The following is a 23,906-nucleotide window of genomic DNA, read 5'->3' as shown; positions in this document are numbered from 1 at the left end:
GGATCTCGCGGGGGAAGCGGGCGGTCGCGGGCACGTCGGCCTCCGGCACGGCGGGCCATCGTAGGCGCGGGCGCCCGCACAGAGCTCGCCGCCCGCACCCGAGCGCAGGCACGAGGGCGACAGCGCGATGCGGCCGCCGCCGAAGCGGGCCTGCGTCGCGCGGGTGAGCTGCCAGGCCGCGCCGCGCGTGGGCGACAGCTGCAGCGTGGCGACGTCAGCAAGCCAGTCGGCACCCGCGCGACGCAGGCCGCCGCCGAGCGCGAGCGCGCCGAACGGCCCACGCGCATCGGCGCGCAGCTGCAGCGCCTCGACCGCGCCGCGCGCATCGGCATTGAGCGACTCGAACGGCAGCCCGACCTGCAGGCCGCTGCCGCGCAGCGCGAGCGCACCCGGCGCGCCGCCCACATGCCAGGGGAGGCGGCCCTTCGCGCTGAGCTGGCCGATGCGGTAGCTGCCGACCGCGACGTCGCGACCGTCGAGGTCCGCCGCGATGTCGGGCGCGGTGCGCGGCCCGGTGATGCGCAGCGTGCCGCGCACCAGGCCGCGCGCGTCGGGCAGCAGGTCGGCGAGCTGCACCGGCGACAGGCGGGCGTCGATGTCGAGCACGCGACCGATGCGACCGCGTGCATCGAGCCGGCTCGCACCGGCCGTGAGTTGCACGTCGCCGTCCACGTCGCTGCCGCGCAGGTGGGCATGGCCGCGCCCGGCGAGGGCACGACCGCGCAGCGACCCGCCCAGTCGCGGCACGTCGAACGTGGCGTCGAGCACGCCGGCCTGGCCGGGCGCCGCCGAGAGGCGACGGCCGACGCTGTGCACCTGCGCGTCGACCGCGCCGGGCCAGCCCGCGACGAGGAAGGACGGATCGAAGCCCTGCAGGCGACCGGTGACGTCCCAGCGCGGCGTCGGCGCGAAGTGCGCCTCGCCCTGCGCGACGAGACGGCCGCGGTCGACGGTGAGTGCGGCGACGCCGTGCAGTCGCCCGTCGTCGTAACGCAGGCGGCTGCTGCCGCCGACGCGCCGCCCGCGCAGGCGTCCGCCGACCTGCGGGACGTCGACCGTCGCATGCAGCGCGCCGGCCTGCGGGCGACGCCCCGCGGTGAGGATCGTGCCGTGCAGCGCGCCGTCCCAACCCGGCGCGAAGTAGCCGGGATCGAAACCGGCGAGGTGCGCATGCAGCGCCCAGTCGAGCATCGGCCGCCAGGTCACGCGACCGCTGGCGTCCAGCACGCCGGTCGGCATGCGCGCCTCCAACCGCTGGATCGTCAGCGCCGCATTACGCCCGGTGCCGGCGAGCGCCACCTGCGCCGACCGACCCTTGCGCAGCAGCGTGCCCCGACCGTTCACCGTCCACGCCGACTGCGTGCCCGCGAGCCTGGCATCGACATCCGCACGCACCTGCGACGCCGCCTCGCCCCAGCGCAGGCCGCGGGCGGTCACCGCGTAGTCGACCCGCGCGTTGTGGCGCTCGCCGAAATCGCCGCGACCGCGCACCAGCACGCGGCCCCCGAGCAGCTCGACATCGAGCGGCGCGAACCCGAGCACCTGCTGCTCGAGATGCACGTTCGAGGGATGCACGGTGATGCGGGAGTCGCCACGCACGATCGCGCCCTGCAGGCGTCCGTCGCCGCCGACGCCGCGCGCGCTGAAGTCGATGTCCGTGGTTTGCGGCGGCTCGCCGGGCGTGCCGCCGAGCGAGGCGGTGTCGACGTCGTGCGCGCTCGCGGTGAAGTTCCAGCGCGGCCGCTCGGCGCCGCGCAGCGTCAGCGTCGCGCGCACCGGGCCCGGCGCCGCGCCGGCGAGCGCGATGTCCATCGCGTCGAGATCGCCCTTCGCGATGAAGCCCAGCCGCAGCGGCGCGGTCGAATTCTTCACCGGCACCAGCGCGGTCGCGACGAGGTCGGTGCGATAGCGGTCGGCCGGCGCGTACGTGCCGTGCAGCGCGAAGCGCCCGCGGTCGCTGTCGATCGCGACGCGCGTCAGGGCGAGGTGCCCGTTGGTGGCGACGATGCCGCCGCGCAGGCGACGGATGTCGATCACCGGCGCGGCCTCGCGCGTGATGCGCAGGCCGTCGACGCGGATGTCGTCGGCCTGCAGCCCGAGCGGCACGATGATCTGCGGTAGCGCATCGGGCCAGCGCGGCAGTTCGAAGGGCTTGTCGCTCGGCGGCAGGTCGAGCGTCGCGCCCTGCACCTGCATCGCGTCGAGGCGCAGCCGGCGACCCAGCAGCGGACGCAGCGCGGGATCGAGCATCACCCGCTGCGCGCGGAAGTCGAGCTTCTTCCAGTGGAAGCGCACGTCGTGCAGCGTCATCGGGCCCGAGGCGGGCCCCTCGGCACGCGCCCAGTCGAGCGTCGCGTCGGCCGGCAGCCGTGCTTTGATCTGCGCGAGCAGCAGGTCACGGCCGCCGACGGTGGTGAGCAGCCAGTAGGCGAAGGCCACGACCAGCAGCAGCGCGGCGCCGGTGCCGATCGCGCTGCGGATCGCGAGCCTGCGATGGCGCGCATGGCGCTTCTCGCGCAACTCTCGGATGCGCGCCTCGCGCTCCTCGGGGGTCGGTGCGTCGGGCGAAGGCGGGGTGGCATCGGGCAGGCGGCTCACAGCTCGGCTCCCAGGCCGAGATAGATCTGGAACGGCGAATCGGGGTTCTTCAGCCCGTGCGCGACGTCGATGCGCACCGGCCCGACCGGCGAGCGCCAGCGCACGCCGAAGCCGATGCCGGTATGCAGGTCGGGCCGCGCATTGAAGGCGCTGCCGGTATCGACGAACAGCGCGTAGCCCCAGCGCTCGTTGAGGTACTGCTCGTACTCGACGCCGCCGGTGACCACGTTGCGCGCGCCCACCGCGAAGCGCCGGCCCTGCTCGCCGACGCGCGGGCCGACCTCACGCCAGCCGTAGCCGCGGATGCTGCGCTCGCCGCCCGCATGGAAGCGCAGCGACGGCGGCAGCGTGCCGATCGGCGCATCGCTCCACGTACGGCCGAGTTCGCCGCGCGTGATCAGCCGGCTCAACGGCCCGAGCCCGTGGTACCAGGTCAGCGTGGCATGCGCCTGGGCGAACAGCACGCTGTCGTCGCCCGCCACGCGTCCGCGACCGCCGCGCAGGAACGCGCTGGCCCCGAAGCCGCGCCGCGGCAGCAGGCGGTCGTCGACGTCGACGTAGGTCGCGTCGATCGACGGATAGGTGAACGAGGCATAGCGATAGTCCGGTGGCGTCTCCGGGTCGCCGTCGTCCTCCGCCGCATACGCCCAGCGCTCGCGCAGCACGTGCAGGCCGGCGACGGCCTCGAGCTCGCGGCTCACCTGGCCGCTGCGGCTCGCGAGGAACTCGACGCGGCGGTTGTCGATGAAGTCGGTCTGCTCGTCCGCCGCCTGCAGCGCGAACGTGTACCAGCCGTCGAGCCAGGCGAAGGCGGGGATGCGGTAGTTGAGCGTGAGCGTCTTGCGGCGCTGCGCGAAGTCGAGCAGCGCGGTCGCCTTGTGGCCGCGGCGGTTGAGCCAGCGGCGGTCGACACCCAGGCGCACGCCGGCGCCGCTGTCGGAGCCGTAGCTCAGGCCCGCGGTGTAGACGCTGCGCTTGGCCGGGGTGAGCGTCACCTCGATCGGTACGCGGCGATCGACCGCCTTGTCGGGCAACGGCGCCACGTCGATCGCGGAGAAGTAGTCGAGTCGCTGCAGGGATTCGCGCAGGCGCTCGACGCGACGCTGGTGGTAGGGCTCGCCCGGACGCCAGTTCACGAGCTTCTGCAGCAGCGAATCGTCGACGATCGACTTCGGCGTCTGCAGGAAGGTCACCGTGCCCATGCGGTAACGCGCGCCGCTGGTCCACAGCAGGTCGATGTCGGCGCTGCCGGTCGCGCGCGTGACGTCGACGCGATGGTTCGCCAGGTCGACGTCGAAATAGCCGCGCTCGGCGAGCACGCGCGAGATGCGCGTCTTGCTCGCCTCGTACACCGCGTGGTCGAGCGCCTCGCCGGCCACCGGCCGGAACGCCTCCACCTCCTCGCGTACCGGCGCATCGGCCTGCGCTTCGCCCTCCACGCGCACGGCGACGTTCCGCACCCGCACGGGCGCACCCGGCTCGACGTCGACGCGAAGGACCTCGCCCTCGCGCCGCACGCGCACGGTCGGCGAATACAGGCCGAACGGCTCGAGTGCGCCGCGCGTCTCGGCCTCGACGAGGCCGACCAGGTAGTCGAGGCGACGGTCGCCGAGGTCGCTGCCGGTCTCGTCGTTGATCGACAGCGACCGCACGACGTTCTCGGTCATCACCGCATCGAGGCCGTGCACCTCGACGCGGGCGATGCGTGCCGCGAAGGCCGCCGGACTCGCGCAGGCGAGCAGGAATACGAGGGCGGCACGGCCGCCGCGGGCAGTCGTCGGCATCGGGTCAGCTTAGCCACGACGCCGTGAAAGCGGCCGTGATGCCACGGCCGCCGGTCAGAGCGAAAGATGCTCGATCGCCGCCACGCCGCCGAAGCGGTTGGCCAGCCGCTGCAGCAGCGCCAGCCGGTTGCGGCGCACCGCGACGTCGTCCACGTTGACCATCACCGTGTCGAAGAAGGCATCGACCGCCGGCCGCAGCCGGGCGAGACGCGCGAGCGTGCCGGCGTAGTCGCGCTGTGCGAGCAGCGGGTCGGTGTCCGCCTCGGCCGCGGCCAGCGCCTCGGCCAGCGCCTTCTCGGCCGCCTCGACGCACAGCGACGGATCGAACGCGGGCAACGCTTCGCCTTCGGCCTTGCGCAGGATGTTGCGGATGCGCTTGTTCGCCGCGGCGAGCGCCTCGGCCTCCGGCAACGCCGAGAAGCCGCCGATCGCCCGGATGCGCGCGTCGAAGTCGGGCAGCGACTCGTGCACCGCATTGAGGACCGCGTCGAACTGGTGCGGCGTCACGTGGCGGTCGGCGTAGTAGCCGCGCAGGCGGTCGTAGACGAAGTGCGTGATGTCGTAGGCGCCGAGATCGGCGGCCTGCACCGGCTGCAATGCGACGGCGCGCTCGACGAGCTCGTGCAGCACGAGGTCGTGCCCGCCCTCGAGCAGCGTGCGCGCGAGGCCCAGCGCATTGCGGCGCAGCGCGAACGGATCCTTGTTGCCGGTCGGGCGCAGGCCCGCGACGAAGCCGCCGGCGAGCGTGTCCAGGCGCTCGGCCATCGCCAGCACCTGGCCGAGCGTCGAGTTCGCGATCGCGTCCCCGGCGAAGCGCGGCATGTAGGCCTCGTCGAGCGACTGCGCGATCTCGTAGCGCGCAGTGTCCGCGACATCCGCCAGCGCGGCATCGTGCAGCGCGTAGTAGCGGCCCGCGATGCCCTGCAGTTCCGGGAACTCGCCGACCATCCTCGACTGCAGGTCGTTCTTCGACAGCAGTGCGGCTCGATGGGCGAGCGCGGGATCGACGCCGACCTCCGCCGCGATCGACGCGGCGAGCGCGGCGATGCGCGCGGCCTTGTCGGCCACCGTGCCGAGCTTCGCCTGGTAGGTGACGGTCGACAGGCCTTCGCCCATCGACGTGAGGCCCTGCTCGAGGTCCTGGTCGAAGAAGAAGCCGGCATCGGCGAAGCGCGGGCGGATCACGCGCTCGTAGCCCTTGCGGACCTCGGCCTCGTCCGTCGACTCGATGTTCGCGATGCCGACAAAGCGCTCGGACAGGCGGCCTTCGCCGTCGAGCACCGGGAAGAACTTCTGGTTCGCTTCCATCGTGGCGATCAGCGCTTCCTGCGGCACGCGCAGGAATTCGCGCTCGAAGCCGCAGAGCACGGCCTTCGGCCATTCGACGAGGCCGTTGACCTCCTCGAGGATGCCGGGCTCGATGCGCGCGGTGCCATCCGCGGCGGCCGCCGCACGCTCCACTTCCGCACGGATGCGGCCGCGGCGCTCGTCGGGATCGACCAGCACCTTCGCGGCGCGCAGCGATTCCACGTAATCGGTGGGCGAGGTGAACCACACCGGCTTGTCGGCCATGAAGCGATGGCCGCGACTCATGCGGTCGGCCTTCACGCCGAGCAGGTCGACGTCGACGATCTCGCCGCCGAGCAGCACCACCAGCCAGTGCACCGGCCGCGCGAAGCCGAAGTCGTTCGCGCCCCAGCGCATCGGCTTGGGAATCGGCATGCCCGCAACCGCTTCGGCGAGCACCTCGCCGAGCAGGTCGGCGGTGCGTGCGCCCGGCTTCGTCGCGCGATGCACGAAGCGCTCGCCCTTGGCGTCGCTGGCGCGCTCGAGCTGCGTCCACTCGACGCCCGCCTTCTGCGCGAAACCCTGCAGCGCGCGCGTGGGCTGGCCCTCGGCGTCGAGCGCGACGTTGAGGTACGGGCCGAGCACTTCGGACTTCTGCTCCGGCTGCGTCTCGGCGACGCCCGGCAGCGCGACGGCGAGCCGGCGCGGCGTGTAGAGCGGCTTGGCACCGCTGCGGTCGAGCGCGACGCCACGCTTCTCCAGGCCGGCGACGACGCCGTCGAAGAAGGCCTGCGCAAGCGCCGGCAGGGCCTTGACGGGCAGTTCCTCGGTGCCGAGTTCGATCAGCAGGGGCTTCATGCGGTTGCGTCCTCGGCGCCCTTCGGCTGCGGGATGTAGTACGGCGCGTAATGCGCGCGGAAAACCTCGAGCGCTTCGCAGCGGTCCACGTGCGCGGCGAGCGCGGGCCAGCGCGACAGGTCGACCGGCACCGCATCGCGGCCATGCGTGACGTAGCAGGCGACGGTGATGTCGGCGAGCGTCATCGAATCGCCGACGAGCCACTGCCCCGCGCGCTTCGCGCAGGCCGCGTCGAGCGCGGCATAGGTGCCTTCGACCTGGGCGAGGCTGCGGTCGAGCAGCGCCTGCGAGCGATGGGCCTCGGAGTGGAAGACGCGCTCGAGCACGATCGCGACCGCGCGGTCGGCGGCGCCGCTGGCGAGGCCGATCAGGCGCATCGCCTCGCGGCGGTCGGGCCCGCGGGCCGGCAGCAGGGACGCGCCCGGCGTCTCGTGCTCGATCCAGTCGAGGATCGACGACGACTCCACCAGGACGTCGCCGTCGTCGAGCACCAGCACGGGCACGCGTCCGAGCGGCGAGTACGCGCGGATCGCGTCGAACTGCGCGCCGACCGACCACGCGCGGTGCTCGAAGGCGATGCCGCGCAGCGCGAGCGTGATGGCGACGCGGCGCGTGAACGGCGAGTCGAACAGGCCGATCAGGATCATGCCGTCGCGTCCGTGCGCTTGAGCCCCGGGAAGCCGAGCTTTTCGCGCTGCGCGAAGTAGGCCTGCGCGACGCCCTGCGCGAGCTTGCGCACGCGCAGGATGTAGCGCTGGCGCTCGGTCACGCTGATCGCGCGGCGCGCGTCGAGCATGTTGAAGCTGTGGCTGGCCTTGCAGACCTGCTCGTAGGCGGGCAGCGGCAGGCCCAGCTCGGTGAGCTTCAGCGCCTCCGCTTCGCAGGCGTCGAAGCGGTGGAACAGCTCGGCGACGTCGGCGTGCTCGAAGTTGTACGTGCTCTGCTCCACCTCGTTCTGGTGGTAGACGTCGCGATACGTCACCGGCGTGCCGTCCGGACCGATCGTCCAGACGAGGTCGAAGACGTTGTCGACGTTCTGCAGGTACATGCACAGGCGCTCAAGGCCGTAGGTGATCTCGCCGAGCACCGGGCGGCATTCGAGGCCGCCGGCCTGCTGGAAGTAGGTGAACTGCGTCACCTCCATGCCGTTGAGCCAGACCTCCCAGCCCAGGCCCCAGGCGCCGAGGGTCGGCGATTCCCAGTTGTCCTCGACCAGGCGCAGGTCGTGCACCTGGGGGTCGACGCCGAGCGCCTTGAGCGAGTCGAAGTACAGTTCGACGATGTTCGGCGGCGACGGCTTCATCACCACCTGGTACTGGTAGTAGCGCTGCAGGCGGTTCGGGTTTTCGCCGTAGCGGCCGTCGGTCGGGCGGCGGCACGGCTGGACGTAGGCCGCGTTCCACGGCTCCGGCCCGAGCGCGCGCAGGAACGTCGCGGGGTGGAAGGTGCCGGCGCCGACCTCGAGGTCGAGCGGCTGGATGAGGACGCAGCCCTTGTCGCCCCAGAAGGCGTTGAGGCGCTGGATGAGTTCCTGGAACGTGGGAGCCGGCATGCTGCGTTCCGTACGGGGCCGCGGAAAGCCCGCTAGTATAGCGATCGCGTTTTTCCCCTCATTTTCGTGTCGTGCCGGTGCACGCCGCGCTGCGACCCGTCCCGTATCGTGCCGTCCATGGCGACGACTCCGACTTCCCCGAATCCCGAAGGCCCGACCGACGGCGCCCCGCTGCGCGTGCACGGCCGTGCCGTCGCCCCGTTCCTGATCGTCGAGACGGGCCAGCCCACGCCCTCGATGCGCCGCCACGGCGGCTTCCCGCACTGGATCCGCGTCGCCGCCGGGCTGCCGCGGCAGGCGGTGCACGTGGTGGACGTCGAGCGCGGCGATGCGCTGCCCCCGCACGAGGGCTTCGCCGGCGTGCTGGTGACCGGCTCCGGCGCGATGGTCACCGAGCGCCGCGACTGGAGCGAACGCACCGCGGGATGGCTCGGCCAGGCCGCGCAGGCCGGGCTGCCGCTGTTCGGCATCTGCTACGGGCACCAGCTCATCGCGCACGCGCTCGGCGGCGAGGTGGGCTGGCATCCGGAAGGCCGCGAGATGGGCACGGTCGAGGTCGAGCGCCTGGAGGCATCGGGCGACGATCCCCTGTTCGCCGAGCTGCCCACGCGCTTCGCCGCGCAGGCGACGCACCTGCAGTCGGTGCTGAAGCTGCCCGAGGGCGCGACGCGCCTCGCGCGCTCCGACCACGATCCGGTGCACGCCTTCCGCTGGGGCGAGGCCGCCTGGGGCGTGCAGTTCCACCCGGAATTCTCGACCACCCACATGCGCGGCTACGTCCGCGCCCGTCGCGACGCGCTGCACGGCGAAGGCCTGTGCGCCGACACGACCGAACGCGGCGTCAGCGCCACGCCCCATGCGCGCCGCGTGCTGCGGCGCTTCGTCGACTTCGCCCGCGCGCGCCGCGCCTGAGCTCCTCCCTGGACCCGTCATGACCACCATCCGCAAACTCCCCGCCGGTGCCGGCGCCGAATGGCTGATCGGGGGCCTGACCCTGCTTCGCCGCTCGCCGATGGGCCTGGGCACGCTCGGCCTGGTGTTCGGCCTGCTGGGCCTGCTCGCGAACCTCTCGCTGCAGAGCTCGCCGGACGTCGCGATGGTGCTGCAGCTCGTCTTCATCGTGCTCGGCCCGCTGCTGCTGGCAGGCATGGTCTACGCGGCGCGCGAGGTCGACGCGGGCCGCCCGGCGACGCCCGGCCACCTGCTGCGCGGCCTGCAGGACGGCAAGGCGGGGCGCCTTCTGGCGACGTTGCTGCCGCAGGTCGTCGCGGTCGTGCTGCTCGTCGTGCTGCTCTACGTGCTCATCGGCCCCTCGGAGATCGAATCGATGGCCGCGACGCTCGAGAAGCTGCAGGGCCAGGCCAAGCCGGATCCGTCGCTGGTCGCGACGCTGCCGGTGCGCCGCATCCTGCTGTGGCTCGCGATCGCGGTGGCCGTCGGCATCCTCACCGGCTTCTTCACCTTCACCGCGCTGCCCGAGATGATGTTCACCGACCGCGGCGCCTTCGCCGCGATGGGCACGAGCTTCCAGGCCTGCCTGCGCAACCTGCCGGCGATGCTGGTGTTCTTCCTGCTCACCGCGATCGCCGCGGTCGCGCTGCAGATCCTCGTGCTGCTGCTCGCGGCCGTGATCGGCGCGATCGCCGGGCAGTTCGCGATGCAGGTCGTGGTGCAGCTGGTGACGATGGCCGTGCTGATGCCGGTGATCACCGGTGCGATGTACGTCGCCTGGAAGCAGATGCACGGCGACGCGGGAACCGGCGTCGCGCCGCCGGCGTTCCACGGCATCGAGGCCTGAGCCTCAGCGGCGGGTCGCGAGCCCCGCGGCCACGATGCCGGCCTCGTAGAGCAGGCACATCGGCACCGCGAGCATGAGCTGGGACACCACGTCCGGCGGCGTGATCACGGCCGCGACGATGAAGATGCCGACCACCGCGTAGCCGCGCCATTCGCGCAGCTGCGCGGGCGTGACCCAGCCGAGCAGGGCGAGGATCACCAGCGCCACCGGCAGCTCGAAGCTCATGCCGAACGCGAGGAAGATCACCGAGACGAAGTCGAGGTACTTGCCGATGTCGGGCGTCTGCGCGACGACGTCGGGCGTGAACTTCGCGAGGAACGCAAACGCGGCCGGCAGCACCACGAAGTAGGCGAAGGCGCAGCCGAGGTAGAACAGCGCGACCGCCGATACCAGGATCGGCAGGGCGACGCGCTTCTCGCGCTTGTACAGGCCCGGCGCGACGAAGGCCCAGGCCTGGTACAGCAGCCATGGCGCGGTCAGGAACAGCGCCGTCATGAAGGCGAGCTTCATCGGCACGAAGAAGCCGCCGGCCGGGTCGGTGGCGACCAGGTGGCCGGAGTTCGGCAGCGTCTTGAGCAGCGGATGCGCCAGCAGCGTGTACAGCTTGGCCGCGAACGGCATCAGCGCGACGAAGACGACGACGACGCCGATCGCCGCGCGCAGCAGGCGCGCGCGCAGTTCGAGCAGGTGGTCGAGCAGGCGCGGCCCCGCGGGCGGCGGGGGCAAGGGCGTGTCGGCGGTGCTCATGCGGCGTCGGGCCGCGACGGGGCGTCGCCCGGGCGCGTGGCGTCGGCTTCGACGTCAAGCCGCTGCGCGTCGAGCGCGTCCGGATCGACGGCGCGCTCGGGCGGCAGCGCGCACGTGGCGTCCGGCGGCTCGGCCATGCGCGCCTCGACGTCCGCGAGTTGCGTGCGCAGGCGCGCGCCGTCGGCACGCAGCGCCTCCTGCGCTTCGCGCAGTTCGTCGCGCGCGCGCTGGATGCTGCGCCGCATGTCCTCGTCGGCGAGTTCGTTCTCGAGTTCGGACTTCACCGAGTGCCACTGCGCACGCGCGCGACGCACCCAGAGGCCGGCCATGCGCGCGGCCTTGGGCAGGCGTTCGGGACCGAGCACGACCAGCGCGACCAGCGCGATGACCAGCAGCTCGGAAAAGCCGATGTCGAACATGCCGCGACGCGGCGGTCAGCGACGGTCGCGGTCGACGTCGCTGGTGTCGCGGCTGCGCACGTCCGCGTCGTCGCGGCGCTCGTCGCGGAGGCGCTGGGCCTCCTCGTCGCCGCGCACGCCCTTCTTGAACTCGCGCACGGCGTCGCCGAGGTCGCGGGCGCCGCTGGTCAGCCGACGCGTGCCGAACACCAGCACGACGATGACCAGCACGATCAACCAGTGGGTGATGCTCCAGCTGCCCATTGGCGCTGCTCCGGAAAATGACGGATCAGGATAACGCAGGGCCCTGCGTGCGGTTTACGGAAGCGGTTCCGCTTTCACCGCAGGTTCCGCGGCCTGGAACGGCTGCGGCTTCGGATCGGGCGTGGACACCGGCGGGGCGGCCGCGGGTGCGGCGGCGGGTGCGGTCGCCGGCACGGTCGCCGGCGTCTCCGCACGCTCGGCACGCGCGGCGGCCGTCGCTTCCTCGAGCGCGTCGCGGAACTGCACGAGCGCGGTCGACGGCGTGCCCGGCGCGCGCCCTTCGAAGATCATGCGCGGCGTCGCGCCGGCGCCGTAGGCGAGCTGGTCGGCCTCGTCGTCGACCTGCAGCACCGCGCCGTCCAGTGCGATGCCCGCGAACAGGCCGCGTGCGCGCGACCAGGACCAGATCTCGGCCTTGAGCTGGCCGTCCGTCGCCGTGGCGGCGCTGCGGCCGACCGGGCCAGCCGCCACCGCCGCGTCGGCGCCGAGCGTCACCTTGCCGTTGACGATGGAATCCACGCCGCGCTCGCCGCGGAAGACCAGCACCACGTCGGCCGACTGCAGGCCGGCCTGCAGGCCGATCGAGCCGCCGGTGAGCTTCACGAACGCCGGCTGCGACCAGGTGCCGTCCGGATTCTTGACCGCCATCAGGCCGTGCCCGCGGCGTCCGCCGACGACCAGGCCGATCTTCAGGGTGTCGGGCACCACCACGATCGCGCGCGCCTCGTCGAGCAGCTTGTCCGGGATCGACGACTCCGGGATCTCGCGGATTTCCTGCAGCACGCGCAGGGCATTGCGGGCGCGGGCGTCCTCGGCGGGACCGGCGAAGGCGGGCGCGGCGACGGCGAGGCCGAGGGCGAGGACGAGGCCGGACAGGCGGGGGAAACGGGCCATGGGCGGTACCGGGGTGAAGGACGGTTCAGGCTAGTGATGCGGGGATGAACATCAAGCAACCGCTGCCGGGGAACGGTGCGTGCGCGGCCCGCGTCGCGTCGCCGCGGCCGCCGCTGTCATGCTATGCCGATGACCGCCGCCCCGCAGACCGCGCTCGTCCTCGCCAACCTCGGCACGCCCGACGCCCCGACCCCGCAGGCCGTGCGCCGCTACCTCGCCGAGTTCCTGCACGACCACCGCGTGGTCGACCTCTCGCGCTGGCTGTGGTGCCCGCTGCTGCACTTCATCATCCTCCCGGTGCGCGGCGGGCCGGTCGCGAAGAAGTACGCGAGCATCTGGCTCGAAGGCGAGGACGGCGGTTCGCCGCTGGCGGTCTATACCCGACGCCTCGCGCGCGCGGTGCAGGCGGAGATGCCGGAGCTGCGCGTGGTCGATGCGATGCGCTACGGCCGCCCGTCGCTGCAGGGCGTGCTCGCGCGGCTCGAAGCCGAGGGCGTGCGGCGCATGCTCGTGCTGCCGCTGTATCCGCAGTACTCGACGTCGACCACCGCGTCGATCGAGGACGTGCTCGCGCGCATGGACGTGGTCCGGCCCGAGGTGATCGAGGAGTACCACCTCGACGCCGGCTGGGTCGCGGCGATCGCCGACAGCGTGCGCAGCGCGCGGGCCGCGACGACCGGCGAACGCCACCTGCTGTTCTCGTACCACGGCCTGCCGGAGCGCTTCATCCGCCGCGGCGACCCGTACCAGCGGCAGTGCGAAGCCTCGTCGGAGGCGATCGCCGCCGCGCTCGGCCTCGAGCGTTCGCAGTGGACGCTCGCCTACCAGTCGCAGTTCGGCCGCGAGAAGTGGATCGGGCCGTCGACGCAGGCCACGTTGCAGGACCTCGCCGCGCGGGGCGTGCACGACGTCGACGTGGTCTGCCCCGGCTTTGCGGTGGACTGCCTGGAGACGCTCGAGGAGATCGCCGAGATGCTCGCGCACGAGTTCTCGCAGGCCGGCGGGCGGATGAACTACATCCCGTGCCTCAACGACGCGCCCGCGCATGCGCGCGTGCTGGCCGACCTCGCGCGTCGTCGTCTCACCTCCGCCACCTGAGATGCGCGAGCTGCACCTCGATACGGCGTTCGGCCGCCTCGCGGCGCTGCGCTTCGGCCACGGCGGCATGCCCGTGCTGGCGCTGCACGGCTGGCTCGACAACGCGGCGAGCTTCCTGCCGATGGCGCCGCACCTGGGCGGGCTCGACCTCGTCGCGCTCGACCTGCCCGGGCACGGCGCGAGCGCGCACCTGCCGCCGTCGGCCGACTACACGCTGGTCGCCGCCGCGCGTGCGGTGCTGGCCGCAGCCGATGCGCTCGGCTGGTCGCGGTTCGCGCTGCTCGGGCATTCGCTCGGCGGCGCAACCGCCACGATGTTGGCGGCCGCGGCGCCCGCACGGGTCGCGCGCCTTGCGCTCGTCGAGGCGATCGGCGGCCTGACCGAACCGGAGTCGGGCACCGCGCGCCGGCTGCGCGAGGCCTTCGCCGCCCAGGCCGAGCCCGCCGGTGCGCGACGCCGCGTCTTTCCCGACATCGCCACCGCCGTGCGCGCGCGGCTGCAGGCGGGCGGGCTCGACGAGGCCGCGGCGCGCACGATCGTCGAACGCGGACTGGCGCCGGCGCCCGAGGGCGGCTTCACCTGGCGCAGCGACGCGCGCCTGACGCGGCCGACCGCGGTGCGCATGAGCGAGGCGCAGATGCGCGACGTGATCGCGGCGGTCGACTGCCCGGTGCGGCTGGTGCATGCTATGCCCGCGTTCCGGTTCCTGCCGGCCGACGTGCGCGATGCGCGCGCGGCCTGCCTGCGCGACGTCGAGGTCGTCGGCCTCGACGGTGGGCATCACCTGCACATGGAGCATCCGGCGCAGGTCGCGGGCGTGCTCGGCCCGTTCCTGCGCGGAGACTGAGCGCGGCTCAGAAAGTGATCGGCAGCCGCACCATCAGCGTGGTGTCGGGCGTGTCGCGGGTGACGCCGACGCCGAGCGAGACGTTGAGGCTCATGCGGTCGTTGAAGCGGTAGGAACCGCCGAGCAGCAGCGTGCCCAGCATCACCCGCACCGAGCCCGGCAGTTCCTCGCCGTTCGACTCGGTCTTGCCGACGAAGCTCTGGTCGTAGCCGATGCTGATCGCGGCCTTCTCGTTGAGCGCGAGGCCGAGGCCGATGTTCATGCCGATGATGTCGCCCGCCTTGAGGTCGCCGATCAGATCGGTCGTCGTCTGCGGCTGGCCCTCCGGCGCGCCCGTCAGCACGGTGCGCGAGACGTTGCTGCGCTTGAAGTTGTGCAGGTAGCTGAGGCTGCCGAAGAACACGACGGGGTCGGACGCATACAGCCACGTGATGCCCGGCTGCAGCGCGTGGAAGCCGCTGCCGGTCGGCAGTTCGAGCGGCAGGCCGGTGCCGGTGGCGTTCGCCACGCAGCGCGTCACGCAGTCGGTGGTGACTTCGAACAGGTCCTTGCCGGTGCGCGACTTGTAGCGCAGCCAGCCGACGTAATACGCCTTGTCCGGCCCGCCCTGGTTGAGCTGGTAGCGCGCGGTGACCTCGACGTCGCCGAGGCCGCTGCCGTGCGCGTTGAAGACCTTGTCCTGCGCGCTGCCGGTGAAGATCTCGCGGCTGACGGTGTCGGCGCTCGTGTAGACGTACGGGATGCGTCCCTCGAGCTCGAAGCGGTTGGTCACGCCGTAGCGGCCGCTGAGGATCGCGGTCGCGGTGGTCGTCTTCACCTGCCGCACGTCGATCAGGCCGATGAGGATCGCCGGGATGATCGTGTAGCCGACGAGCGCGACGCGGTCGGTCGACGAATAGCTCATCTGCACCGACGGCTCGATCACGAACTTGCCGCGCGGGGTGAGCACGCCCGGCTGGTCGAAGATCTGCGCCACCTGCGGCCGCGCCTGGTCGCGCTGGCCGACGGGCTGCTGGGCGTCCTGCGGGGCGGGCGCCGGTTCCGGCGAGGCCGCCAGCGCCGCGGTGGTCGACGCGGCCATGCCGGCGCCCGGAGCGGGCGACAGGCTCGGCGCGCCCGAGGCACCCGGGGAGGACGCGGACAGCGCGCCGGTCGCGGCGACCGCGGACGTGCCCGGCGTCAGGCCTTCGCCCCGCAGCGCGCCGAGGCGGTCGCTGGCGACGGGATGGAGGTCGTCGTCCTGCAGCGAGTGCTGCAGCGAGGTGATCGTCTGCTCCTGCGCCTGCAGGGTCTTCTGCATCGACTCGAGCTGGCGCGCCTGCTGCTGGACGAGCTTCTCGAGTTGCTCGATGCGCGACGGATCGACGGCGGTCGCGGTCTGCGCGGCGGCGGTGCCGGCGCACGCGAGCGCGAGGCCGACGGCGGCGGCGAGCCGGCCGAGCGCGGGGAGCTTGCGGGTCATTCGGATCCTCGTCAGCGATCGATCAGGGCGCGCCGCCGACCAGCAGCGCATTGTTCAAGGTCGAGCCCAGATTCAGGTTCTGGAACAGTTCCAGCGTATTGACGGAGACGTGAAGGGACGTGAACGACGCGATGGACTGGCCGTCCGTCGCGTTCTGGATCACCAGGTTGCCGATGCCGCTGCTGGTGACCGTCGTGCCCGTGCCGATCTGCAGCGTCGAGCCTTCGTGCAGCGCAGCGAGCTGGCGCGCCTCCTCGACCGTGATGCGCGAGACGTCGGGGATGTCGATGCGCGTCGAGGAGACCACGGCCCCGTTGACCGCGACGCTGCGCTCGATGCCGAACGCGACCTGCAGCCCCGAGGTCGTCTGGAAGCCGCCGCGCATCGATTCGAGCCGCGCGGGATCGATGGGTGTCCAGCCCGCCGAGCCGGTGAGGTCGCCAGCGGCGTCCTGCGCGCGCGCGGGCGCGGCGGCGAGGCCCGCGATCGCGAGCGTCGCGCCCGCCAGCAGGTGCACGAATCGGTTCATCAGATGTCTCCCGCGCCGCGCCGGGGCATCACGATGTTCTGCAGGCCCTGGCGCTGGATGCCCGTCTCGAGCGGAGCCGGCGGCGCGGTGCGCCAGTCGGACGGGTGGTTGAACTGGGCCGCCTCGCGGCGGTTGTGCACGACGAACAGCACGCGGTTGTCCCACAGGCGTTCGAACTGGCTGCGCGCCATCGCGCGCGTGCCGCGTGCCGGGTCGCCGAGCAGGATGCGGTCGCCGCGAACGCCCTTGACCACCACGAAGTGGCGGTAGCCGCGGTCGTTGAGCAGCACGATCGCCGGCACCTTCTCCTCGGCGAGCTTGTCGAGCGGCAGCTCGAAGCCGTCGGCCTGGTAGCCCATCGAGGCGAGGTAGGCGCGCATGTCGAGCAGCGAGAAGCCTTCCTTGCGGATCTTGGCCTGGTCGCCCTTCTCGAACATCGCCTTGAAGACGTCCGCCTCGGTCACCGGCTTGCCGTACTGGTAGGTGAGCAGCGTCGCGGTGGCCGCGGAGCCGCAGCTGAAATCGAAGCGCTGGCGCACGGTGGTGCGAAAGCGCGCTTCCTTGAGGCTCGTCACCGGCACCGAGTACGCGCCGGCGCCGCCGGCACGCAGGTCGAGCGAAGACGCGTGCGCGCCCGCGACGGACGCCAGCCCGAGGGCCAGCGCGAGGGCGATGCGTCGGATCATGGATTCGGCGCGAACTGCACGCTGACCGTCGTGCTGTTCTGGATCAGCACGTTGTTGCCGCTGTTCTGGATCACGGTCGAAATACCGGCCGCATTGCCGAACGAGCCGCCCTGCACGAGGTTCGCGCCGCTGACGGTGTCGACCACGGAATTGCCACCGACGTTGCCGTGCAGGCCGGTGTTCTGGATGAGGGTATCGGTACCGCCACGCAGGTCGCCCAACCGGTCGGCCGGCACTGCGGCGCCCAGGGACGTCTGCACGCTCGCATCGGCCTCGGGCGGGGCCTCGGTCACGACGACGGAGCGGGACATGTCGATCGGCGCAATGGCGACCGGCGCAATGGCGACCGGATCGACGGACGCGGATTCGGACAGTCCATCCGCGCATGCCGTGCCGGCCCACGCGAAGGGAAGAAGAAAGGTGGTGATCGCAATGATCACGCTCGGGGATGCACGCATGGCGACTCCTTGCAGAAACGCCGGCACGGAAGGCACTGCCGGCAAAAGGCGGGCCAGGACGTGCCTGGCCTGCCTGCAGGAAAGCGATGCGTCGCGACCGTGGGCCGCGACGCATCGTGTCGCTGGCTTAGCGGCCGCCACCCACGTTGAGGTTCGCCTGGACGGTCACGCCCTGCTGGATCAGCGAAGACGCGCCGGTGTTCTGGCCGGTGACCATGATGCCGGCGGCCGCATTGGCCGAGCCGTTCATCTGGTTCGAGGCGTCGAAGCTGCCCGCATCGGCCGAGCTCACGCCGCCCGTGCCGCCCGCGCCGCCGTCGCTGCCCATCGCATCGCCGTCGCCGTTGGCGAAGCCGCCGTAACCCGCGCCACCGTTGCCCGCGCCCGCATTGCCGCCGCTGGCGACGTTGCCGAAGGCACCGACCGAGTTACCCGAGACCGTGCCGCGCAGCGTCGTCGTGGCGACCGCCCGGCTGGTGTTGAACGAGCCGGTCGTGGTCTGCGACGCCGTGCCGCCGCCGCTCGCGGCGACACCCATGCGGTCTGCACGCGACGAGCTGTTGTCGGAGTTGTCCGAGTTGTCGTTGTTCGAGTTGTTCGTCGAGTTGTTCGAGCGGTCGGAGTTGTCCGAGTTGTCCGTCGAGTTGTCGTTGTACGAACCGTTGACCGAGTTGTCCGAACGATCCGAGTTGTCGGAGTTGTCGTTGTACGAACCGTTGGTCGAGTTGTCGTTGCCGGAGTCGGCGACGTTCATCGAGTTGTCGGAGTTGTCCGAGTTGTCGTTGTAGGAGCCGTTCGTCGAATCGTTGTTGTACGAGTCGGTCGTGGTCGCCGTGCGCGAGGAGTTGTCGGAGTTGTCGTTGTACGAGCCGCGGGTCGAGTTGTCCGAGTTGTCGTTGTAGGAGCCGTTGGTGGAATTGTTGTTGTACGACTCGGTGGTGTCCTGGGCGAACGCCGAGGCGGAGAAGCCGACGGCGAGGGCGACGGAAGCGGCGATGAGGGTCTTGCGCATGGTGCAGGCTCCAGAATTCGGGGGGACGGGGAGGAAAAGCGGGCGCCCCTTGAGGCGCATGGGCTCCAACGCACATCCCGTGCCAACGCGTGACCCGCATCACAGAAATACCGCTCGTCGGCGCTGCGCCTCGCGCTCCGGAGAACTGTGCGCCGGTTCGCATTTCGCAAGGCTGGCTGGGAATCCGGAAAAAACTGCGCCCGTGCAGAAACTTTTTTCCACGCAGCCAACGCGTGCGCGTGACGCGTTGATCAAGACCTCACGCACGCGTCACCGGACCCTTACGAATCAAGCCGTTGCGCGCTTCAGCGCCGGTCGAACAAGGTCGTTGCGCCGTATGCGGGCGACGCCGCAAACATTCAGTCGGCAGACGAGCCGGCGTCGCACACCGCCCGAAGCGCGGCCTTGATCGGCCGCCCCTTCGCGCGCAGGAACGCCCGCTGCGCTTTCCACCCGGGACAGCGCGCCTCGACTTCCGCCCAGAACGCCGGCGAATGATTCGCCTGCAGCAGGTGGCAGAGCTCGTGCACCAGCACGTATTCGAAGGCCGGCGGCGGCGCCAGCACCAGGGCGAGGTCGAGGCGAAGGCGGCCGTCCGGCGCGAGCGAGCCCCACAGCGAGGTCAGCGGCCGGATCGTGATGTCGCGGGGCGCGCGCGGCAGCGAGGGCAGGTAGGCCGGCAACCAGCGGCCGACGTCGGCACGCGCCTGCGCCAGGTAGAAGTCGGCGAAGGCGCGACGCACCGCGGCTTCGCGCGCGGCCGTCGGTACGGTGGCGACGATGCCGTGGTCCGTCGCCTCGACGCGCAGGAAGCGGCCGTCGCGCCATTCGAGTGCGTGCTCCTCGCCCCGCAGGGTGAGCGAGGCGCTCTCGCCGAGCCGCAGCGGCTCCACGTCGCCGAACGTGTGCTCGAGCTGCCCTGCGAGCCAGGCCGCGTGCGACTGCACGAAGGCCAGGGCGCGCCGGTCGCTGGTGCGCGGCGGCACGGTCAGCCGGATGCCGCGCTCGGTCACGGTGAGCCGCAGGCCGCGCACGCGCGCGTTGTCGACCCGCCGCACGTCCACCACGCGGCCGTCCGGCAGCACCACCTGCAACCGCGCCGCATGCACCGGCGGCGCGGGCCGGGGCGGCCGTGCGCGGAAGAACATCGCGGGGCTAGGCCTCCACCTTCGAGAGCTTCAGCGCGGGCTCGAGCACCGAGAACAGCCGGCGCAGCTCATGGCTCATCAGCGCGAAGCGCGCTTCGAGCTCCGCGCGCATGTCGTCGCGCTCGGTGTTCTCCAGCTCGTCGACCGCACCGTCGAGCAGCTTGAACTTGCGGATGACGAGGTCCTCGCCGAGCACGAAGCTGACGTGGTCGTCGAGCGTGAGCGCCAGGCGCGTCACCTGCTTGCCGGACTGCAGATGCTTGTCGATCTCGGGATTCTTCTCGAGCTCCATGCGCTGGCACTTCACCACCGCGCCCTGGTCGAGCGCGTCGCGCAGTTCGCATTCGTCGCCCATGCTGAGCCCGCTCGGCAGCGCTTCGCCGGCCAGCCAGCCGGTGAGCACCGAGCGGGGCGCGATCTCGGCATTGAGCGGCAGCGCCGGAAAGCTGCCGAGCGCGCGGCGGATCTCGCTGACCACGTTCTCCGCGGACTTCTTGCTCGACGAGTCGATCGCGACCACGCCCTGCTTCATGTCGAGGATGGCGTCGGTGCGCGTCGGGCGCACGAATGCGCGCGGCAGCAGCTCGGTGATCAGCTCGTCCTTCAGGCGCTTGCGCGTGCGACCGCCCGGGCGACGCCCCTCCTTCTCCTCGATCGCGTCGAGCTTCTTCTGCAGCAGGTCGTTGACGACCGCGCCCGGCAGCAGGCGGTCCTCGCCGCCGGAGGCGAGCCAGTACGCGTCGTCGAGCATGTGCTTCAGGCCTTCGGTGTCGCGGCCGAAGGGGGAGACGAAGCCGCGGGTGGACAGTTCCATCGGGCCCACCGGGCGCAGCGCGCATTCGGCCAGGCCGGCGTCGAAGGCCTCGAGCTGGAGGGAGGTGGGGAAGCGGAAGAGGGTGAGGTTGCGGAAGAACATTCGGTGGGGGCTTCTTTAGTTCGTCTACGTTTGATGCGATCGCGCTGCGGGTGTGTCCTGCGCGGGCGGTGTAACGCGAAGAAGCGTTTCGTGCGCTGGCGCGCCCGAGTCACTTTTCTTTGCTGCTGCAAAGAAAAGTAACCAAAAGAAAGCAGCTTCCCCGAGGTGGAGCACAGCCCGCGCACGAAGGACGCGGGCGGCGGCCAGACTCGGCATCCTGCCTCGGCCGACCGCGACGGCCATCCATGGCCGTCGCCCTCCGGGCCGGTGAGGTTTTCACCGGTCGGCGGTTTGAAAAGCGGAATGCGTCAGCCTTCGTCCTCGTGGGGCGCACCGGCAAGCCACGCATGCGCGTCGGGCAGTGGTGCGTCACCGTTGCGGCCGAGCGCGAGGAAGTCGAAGAGCTTCGGGTCGCTCAGCTGCGAGGGGCGGATGTCGCCCAGCGCGCGCGACATGGTTTCGATTCGTCCGGGCGATTCCCGCTCCCAGGCGTCGAGCATGCGCTTGACCTGCTTGCGCTGCAGGTTCTCCTGCGAGCCGCAGAGGTTGCACGGGATGATCGGGAACTGCTTGGCCTCGGCGTAGGCGGCGATGTCGTCTTCCTTGACGTAGGCCAGCGGGCGGATCACGACGTGCTTGCCGTCGTCGCTCAGCAGCTTCGGCGGCATGCCCGACAGCTTGGCGTGGAAGAACAGGTTCAGGAAGAACGTCGCGACGAGGTCGTCGCGATGGTGGCCGAGCGCGATCTTGGTGAAGCCTTCCTGCTCGGCATAGGTGTACAGCGCGCCGCGGCGCAGTCGCGAGCACAGCGAGCACATCGTCTTGCCCTCGGGCACGACGCGCGTCACCACCGAATACGTGTCCTGCTCGAGGATGTGGTACTTCACCCCGATCGATTCGAGGTACTGCGGCAGCACGTGTTCGGGGAAGTCCGGCTGCTTCTGGTCGAGGTTCACCGCCACCAGTTCGAACTTCACCGGCGCCTTCTTCTGCAGCTGCAGGAGGATGTCCAGCATCGTGTAGCTGTCCTTGCCGCCCGACAGGCAGACCATCACCTTGTCGCCGTCCTCGATCATCCCGAAGTCGGCGATGGCGCGGCCGACCTGGTGGCGCAGGCGCTTGGCGAGCTTGTTGGCCTCGTGCTGCGCGCGCTTGGCGCGCGGGGGCAGGGGCTCGAGAAGGGGCAGGACGATGCTCATCCGCGCATTCTAAGGGGCCGCCGTCGCAGGGCCTGACCGCGTTCAGCCGCGAACGCCGCTCGCGGGACGTCGCGGCGGCAGGCTAAGCTCGCGGCATGAACGACGGCCGCCGCCCCGCCGACATCGCCCGCCAGCTCGCCGAGCTGCGCGAGCAGCATCGCGACCTCGACCTGGCGATCGAGGGGCTCAAGCACGCGCCCGTCCGCGACGAACTGGCGATGACGCGGCTGAAGAAGCGCAAGCTGCAGCTCAAGGACTGCATCGCCCGGCTCGAGTCCGCGCTGATTCCCGACGAGCCGGCCTGAGCCGCCTTCGTCACGCCGCCGGCTTGGCGGCCTCCGGGCTCACCTTCTCGATCGAATGCCGCAGCTCGCGGCCGAGGATGAACTTCGCGTCCTTGGCCCAGGCATCGAGGCGCTCGTCAAAGGTCAGCTTGCCGTTCTCGTCGGCCCACACCAGGCGCAGCTCGCGCAGCTTCAGGATGAAGCCGCGGAACAGCGACTTGTCGAAGAACTCGGGCGCGGCCGGCGCGTACAGCAGCGACAGGCGCTGCGCGGCGAGGTGGCAGAGCGTTTCGAGCTCGCCGGCACTGAGCGTGCCGGGGCCGTTCTTCACCAGCACGGAGATGGCGATGTAATACCGCTCGAACGCCTGCTGCAGCGGATGGCCGAGCGCACGCAGGCGGAACACCTCGTCGGACTGGCTCGCGCTGCGGGCGAGCAGGTCGCCCTCTTCGCCGCCCTTGAACTTGATGAGGCCCTCGGCGATGAACAGGTCGACGGTCTGCCGCACGCGCTCGACGAATCCGTCCTCGTCCCACGGCAGGAACAGCTCGCTCTGGAGGAACGGGTACACGCTGCGACCCAGGCGGAGCACCGCCGACAGGTTGATGCGCCGGTTGTGCTGGAAGCAGCAGGCGACCCACGCCGCCGCGGTGAACAGGTGCAGCACGTTGTTGCGGAAGTAGCTGAGGAGGACGGCCTTCTCCTCGTCGATCTCCAGCACGTCGCCCAGCGGATGCTTCACGCGCAGCAGCACGTTGATCTCCTCGCCGTGCGCGATGATCTCCTCGGGCGTGTGCGGGGTGACCGTGACGCGGCTCGAGTACGGCAATTGCGCCAGCAGCTTCTTGCTGAGCGCGATCTGCTCGAGCAGGTCGGCCTCGCTCATCGCATGCTTCGGCGTGGACAGCATCGCCAGCGCGATCAGGTTGATCGGGTTCACGTCCGCCGCGCGGTTGATGTTCACCTGGATGCGGTCGGCGAGCGCGTCGACGGTCTCCGCGAGCCACGCGGGCTTGGCGTCCTCGGGCAGCGGCGTGCCGTCCCAGTCGGGCGCCTTCTCGGCGAGCATGTCGTTGAGCCGGATCGGCTCGCCGAAGTTCACCACCACCTGCCCGTAGTTGCTGCCGAGCACCTTGGGAATGCCCATCAGCAGCTGCCAGATCGATTCCTTCTCCTTGGCCTTGCCCGAGAGCTCGTCGAGGTAGCTGCGGCCTTCCATCAGCTTCTCGTAGCCGATGTAGACGGGCTGGAACATGACCGGACGCGTCGGTGCGCGCAGGTAGGCCCGCAGCGTCATCGCGATCATGCCGCCCTTGGGCTGCAGCAGCCGGCCGGTGCGCGAGCGTCCGCCCTCGATGAAGTACTCGATGGAATAGCCGCCGGCGACGAGCTGCGCGAGGTATTCGGAGAACACCGCCGAATAGAGCGCGCTGCCCCGGATCGAGCGGCGCAGGAAGAACGCGCCGCCCTTGCGCAGCAGCGTGCCGACCACGGGCAGGTTGAGGTTCACGCCCGCCGCGATGTGCGGCGGCACGATGCCGCGGGTGTAGAGCAGGTAGCTGATCAGCAGGTAGTCCATGTGGCTGCGGTGGCAGGGCACGTAGACGACCTCGTGGCCGGGCGCGTCTTCCTTCACCTTGTCCAGGTGGTGGACGAGCACGCCGCGGTAGATGCGGTTCCACACCGGCTGCAGCAGGAAGCTCGCCGAGCGCACGACCGGGTGCGAGTAGTCGGCCGCGATCTCGTAGGCGAAGGCATGCGCCTTCTTCCAGGCGTCCGCCACGCTGGTGTTGTCGCGGCGCGCCTGGTCGGCGATCGCGTCGAGCACGGCCGGCGCGGCGAGCACGCGATCGACCAGCAGGCGCCGGGTCGAGAGGTCCGGTCCGATGACCGCGCTGCGGATGCGCCGGAAGTGCGTGCGCAGCACGCGCGAGAGCTTGCGCACCGTGCGCTCGGGCGGCAGGCCTTCGTCGGCGATCTGCCGCAGCGGCACCGGCGGCGCGAACCGCACGTAGGTCTCGCGGCCGTTGAGCGCGATCGACAGCAGGCGGCGGAAGCGACCGACCAGCTGCCAGTTCTCGGAGAAC

23 protein-coding genes are annotated in these 23,906 nt (G+C 71.3%); 5 read left to right on the top strand and 18 right to left on the bottom strand.

Translation table 11 applies throughout. The features are described 5' to 3' along the window. The 5 genes from ACY35P_RS11220 to glyQ form a co-directional block, all read right to left on the bottom strand. Positions 1–2,598: translocation/assembly module TamB domain-containing protein (locus tag ACY35P_RS11220; RefSeq protein ID WP_462115919.1), on the bottom strand; the 2,598-nt coding region annotated here is incomplete at its 3' end. Further along, positions 2,595–4,382: an autotransporter assembly complex protein TamA gene (locus ACY35P_RS11215; protein ID WP_462115918.1), complete on the bottom strand. Its 1,788-nt coding sequence runs from the start codon at positions 4,380–4,382 to the stop codon at positions 2,595–2,597. The genes ACY35P_RS11220 and ACY35P_RS11215, both read right to left, overlap by 4 nt. 54 nt (positions 4,383–4,436) lie before the next feature. Further along, positions 4,437–6,527: a glycine--tRNA ligase subunit beta gene (gene glyS, locus ACY35P_RS11210; RefSeq protein ID WP_462115917.1), complete on the bottom strand. Its 2,091-nt coding sequence runs from the start codon at positions 6,525–6,527 to the stop codon at positions 4,437–4,439. Continuing rightward, positions 6,524–7,174 carry a glutathione S-transferase family protein gene (locus ACY35P_RS11205; protein ID WP_462115916.1) on the bottom strand — a complete coding sequence of 217 codons (651 nt, stop codon included), beginning with the start codon at positions 7,172–7,174 and terminating at the stop codon, positions 6,524–6,526. The genes glyS and ACY35P_RS11205 overlap by 4 nt, the downstream gene beginning before the upstream one ends. Then, complete coding sequence (gene glyQ, locus ACY35P_RS11200) at positions 7,171–8,079, bottom strand: glycine--tRNA ligase subunit alpha (protein WP_462115915.1); 909 nt, start codon at positions 8,077–8,079, stop codon at positions 7,171–7,173. The genes ACY35P_RS11205 and glyQ overlap by 4 nt, the downstream gene beginning before the upstream one ends. Positions 8,080–8,196: 117 nt before the next feature. Here glyQ and ACY35P_RS11195 point away from each other — a divergent pair, with 117 nt between their 5' ends. Both ACY35P_RS11195 and ACY35P_RS11190 read left to right on the top strand, forming a co-directional pair. After that, the gene (locus ACY35P_RS11195; protein WP_462115914.1) at positions 8,197–8,991 is read left to right on the top strand and encodes a glutamine amidotransferase; all 795 of its coding nucleotides are present in this window, start codon (positions 8,197–8,199) and stop codon (positions 8,989–8,991) included. A gap of 19 nt (positions 8,992–9,010) precedes the next feature. After that, positions 9,011–9,877, top strand: a complete 867-nt coding sequence (locus ACY35P_RS11190) for a BPSS1780 family membrane protein (RefSeq protein ID WP_462115913.1) — start codon at positions 9,011–9,013, stop codon at positions 9,875–9,877. 3 nt (positions 9,878–9,880) lie between these two features. Here the strand turns inward: ACY35P_RS11190 and tatC are convergent, their stop codons facing one another. Genes tatC through ACY35P_RS11170 form a run of 4 tightly spaced genes read right to left on the bottom strand, consistent with a single transcriptional unit; the run spans position 9,881 to position 12,180 of the window. Then, the gene (tatC, locus tag ACY35P_RS11185) at positions 9,881–10,624 is read right to left on the bottom strand and encodes a twin-arginine translocase subunit TatC (protein WP_462115912.1); all 744 of its coding nucleotides are present in this window, start codon (positions 10,622–10,624) and stop codon (positions 9,881–9,883) included. Then, positions 10,621–11,043 (bottom strand): Sec-independent protein translocase protein TatB, encoded by a 423-nt coding sequence (gene tatB / locus ACY35P_RS11180; RefSeq protein ID WP_462115911.1) that lies wholly within the window; start codon positions 11,041–11,043, stop codon positions 10,621–10,623. The genes tatC and tatB overlap by 4 nt, the downstream gene beginning before the upstream one ends. A gap of 15 nt (positions 11,044–11,058) precedes the next feature. Beyond that, positions 11,059–11,286, bottom strand: a complete 228-nt coding sequence (gene tatA / locus ACY35P_RS11175; protein ID WP_462115910.1) for a Sec-independent protein translocase subunit TatA — start codon at positions 11,284–11,286, stop codon at positions 11,059–11,061. Between the two features lie 54 nt (positions 11,287–11,340). Further along, the gene (locus ACY35P_RS11170; RefSeq protein WP_462115909.1) at positions 11,341–12,180 is read right to left on the bottom strand and encodes a lipid-binding SYLF domain-containing protein; all 840 of its coding nucleotides are present in this window, start codon (positions 12,178–12,180) and stop codon (positions 11,341–11,343) included. Between the two features lie 129 nt (positions 12,181–12,309). Here ACY35P_RS11170 and hemH point away from each other — a divergent pair, with 129 nt between their 5' ends. Then, positions 12,310–13,278: a ferrochelatase gene (gene hemH, locus ACY35P_RS11165; RefSeq protein ID WP_462115908.1), complete on the top strand. Its 969-nt coding sequence runs from the start codon at positions 12,310–12,312 to the stop codon at positions 13,276–13,278. Position 13,279: 1 nt separating this feature from the next. After that, a complete protein-coding gene (locus ACY35P_RS11160) occupies positions 13,280–14,125 on the top strand; it encodes an alpha/beta fold hydrolase (protein ID WP_462115907.1) in 846 nt (281 codons plus the stop codon). A 7-nt stretch (positions 14,126–14,132) separates the two neighbouring features. Here ACY35P_RS11160 and ACY35P_RS11155 read toward each other — a convergent pair whose 3' ends face one another. The 8 genes from ACY35P_RS11155 to ttcA all read right to left on the bottom strand — a co-directional run bounded on the left by ACY35P_RS11155 (position 14,133) and on the right by ttcA (position 21,535). Next, positions 14,133–15,587, bottom strand: a complete 1,455-nt coding sequence (locus ACY35P_RS11155; protein ID WP_462115906.1) for an acetate kinase — start codon at positions 15,585–15,587, stop codon at positions 14,133–14,135. Positions 15,588–15,609: 22 nt separating this feature from the next. Continuing rightward, positions 15,610–16,116, bottom strand: coding sequence for a hypothetical protein (locus ACY35P_RS11150; RefSeq protein WP_462115905.1), 507 nt, complete (start codon positions 16,114–16,116; stop codon positions 15,610–15,612). Continuing rightward, entirely contained in the window at positions 16,116–16,802 is a 687-nt protein-coding gene (locus tag ACY35P_RS11145) for a C39 family peptidase (RefSeq protein ID WP_462115904.1), read from the bottom strand. Before ACY35P_RS11145 ends, ACY35P_RS11150 begins: the two co-directional genes overlap by 1 nt. Continuing rightward, on the bottom strand, positions 16,799–17,242 hold the full coding sequence (locus ACY35P_RS11140) for a hypothetical protein (protein WP_462115903.1): 444 nt from the start codon (positions 17,240–17,242) through the stop codon (positions 16,799–16,801). Before ACY35P_RS11140 ends, ACY35P_RS11145 begins: the two co-directional genes overlap by 4 nt. A gap of 145 nt (positions 17,243–17,387) precedes the next feature. Next, positions 17,388–18,272 carry a hypothetical protein gene (locus ACY35P_RS11135; protein WP_462115902.1) on the bottom strand — a complete coding sequence of 295 codons (885 nt, stop codon included), beginning with the start codon at positions 18,270–18,272 and terminating at the stop codon, positions 17,388–17,390. Between the two features lie 359 nt (positions 18,273–18,631). Continuing rightward, entirely contained in the window at positions 18,632–19,420 is a 789-nt protein-coding gene (locus tag ACY35P_RS11130; RefSeq protein WP_462115901.1) for a M48 family metallopeptidase, read from the bottom strand. A gap of 7 nt (positions 19,421–19,427) precedes the next feature. Beyond that, positions 19,428–20,336: a recombination-associated protein RdgC gene (locus ACY35P_RS11125; RefSeq protein ID WP_462115900.1), complete on the bottom strand. Its 909-nt coding sequence runs from the start codon at positions 20,334–20,336 to the stop codon at positions 19,428–19,430. 308 nt (positions 20,337–20,644) lie between these two features. Further along, on the bottom strand, positions 20,645–21,535 hold the full coding sequence (gene ttcA, locus ACY35P_RS11120; protein ID WP_462115899.1) for a tRNA 2-thiocytidine(32) synthetase TtcA: 891 nt from the start codon (positions 21,533–21,535) through the stop codon (positions 20,645–20,647). Positions 21,536–21,630: 95 nt separating this feature from the next. Between ttcA and ACY35P_RS11115 the strand changes: the two genes are divergently transcribed. Further along, positions 21,631–21,840, top strand: a complete 210-nt coding sequence (locus ACY35P_RS11115) for a YdcH family protein (RefSeq protein ID WP_462115898.1) — start codon at positions 21,631–21,633, stop codon at positions 21,838–21,840. A 10-nt stretch (positions 21,841–21,850) separates the two neighbouring features. On the opposite strand, the gene plsB is transcribed toward ACY35P_RS11115, so the two are convergent. Continuing rightward, a partial coding sequence (plsB, locus tag ACY35P_RS11110; RefSeq protein WP_462115897.1) for a glycerol-3-phosphate 1-O-acyltransferase PlsB occupies positions 21,851–23,906 on the bottom strand: 2,056 nt, incomplete at its 5' end.

The sequence above is a fragment of the Lysobacter xanthus genome (assembly GCF_047159895.1).
Note: the sequence above shows the minus strand (reverse complement) of the source record. Positions and strands in the feature narration are given on the sequence as shown.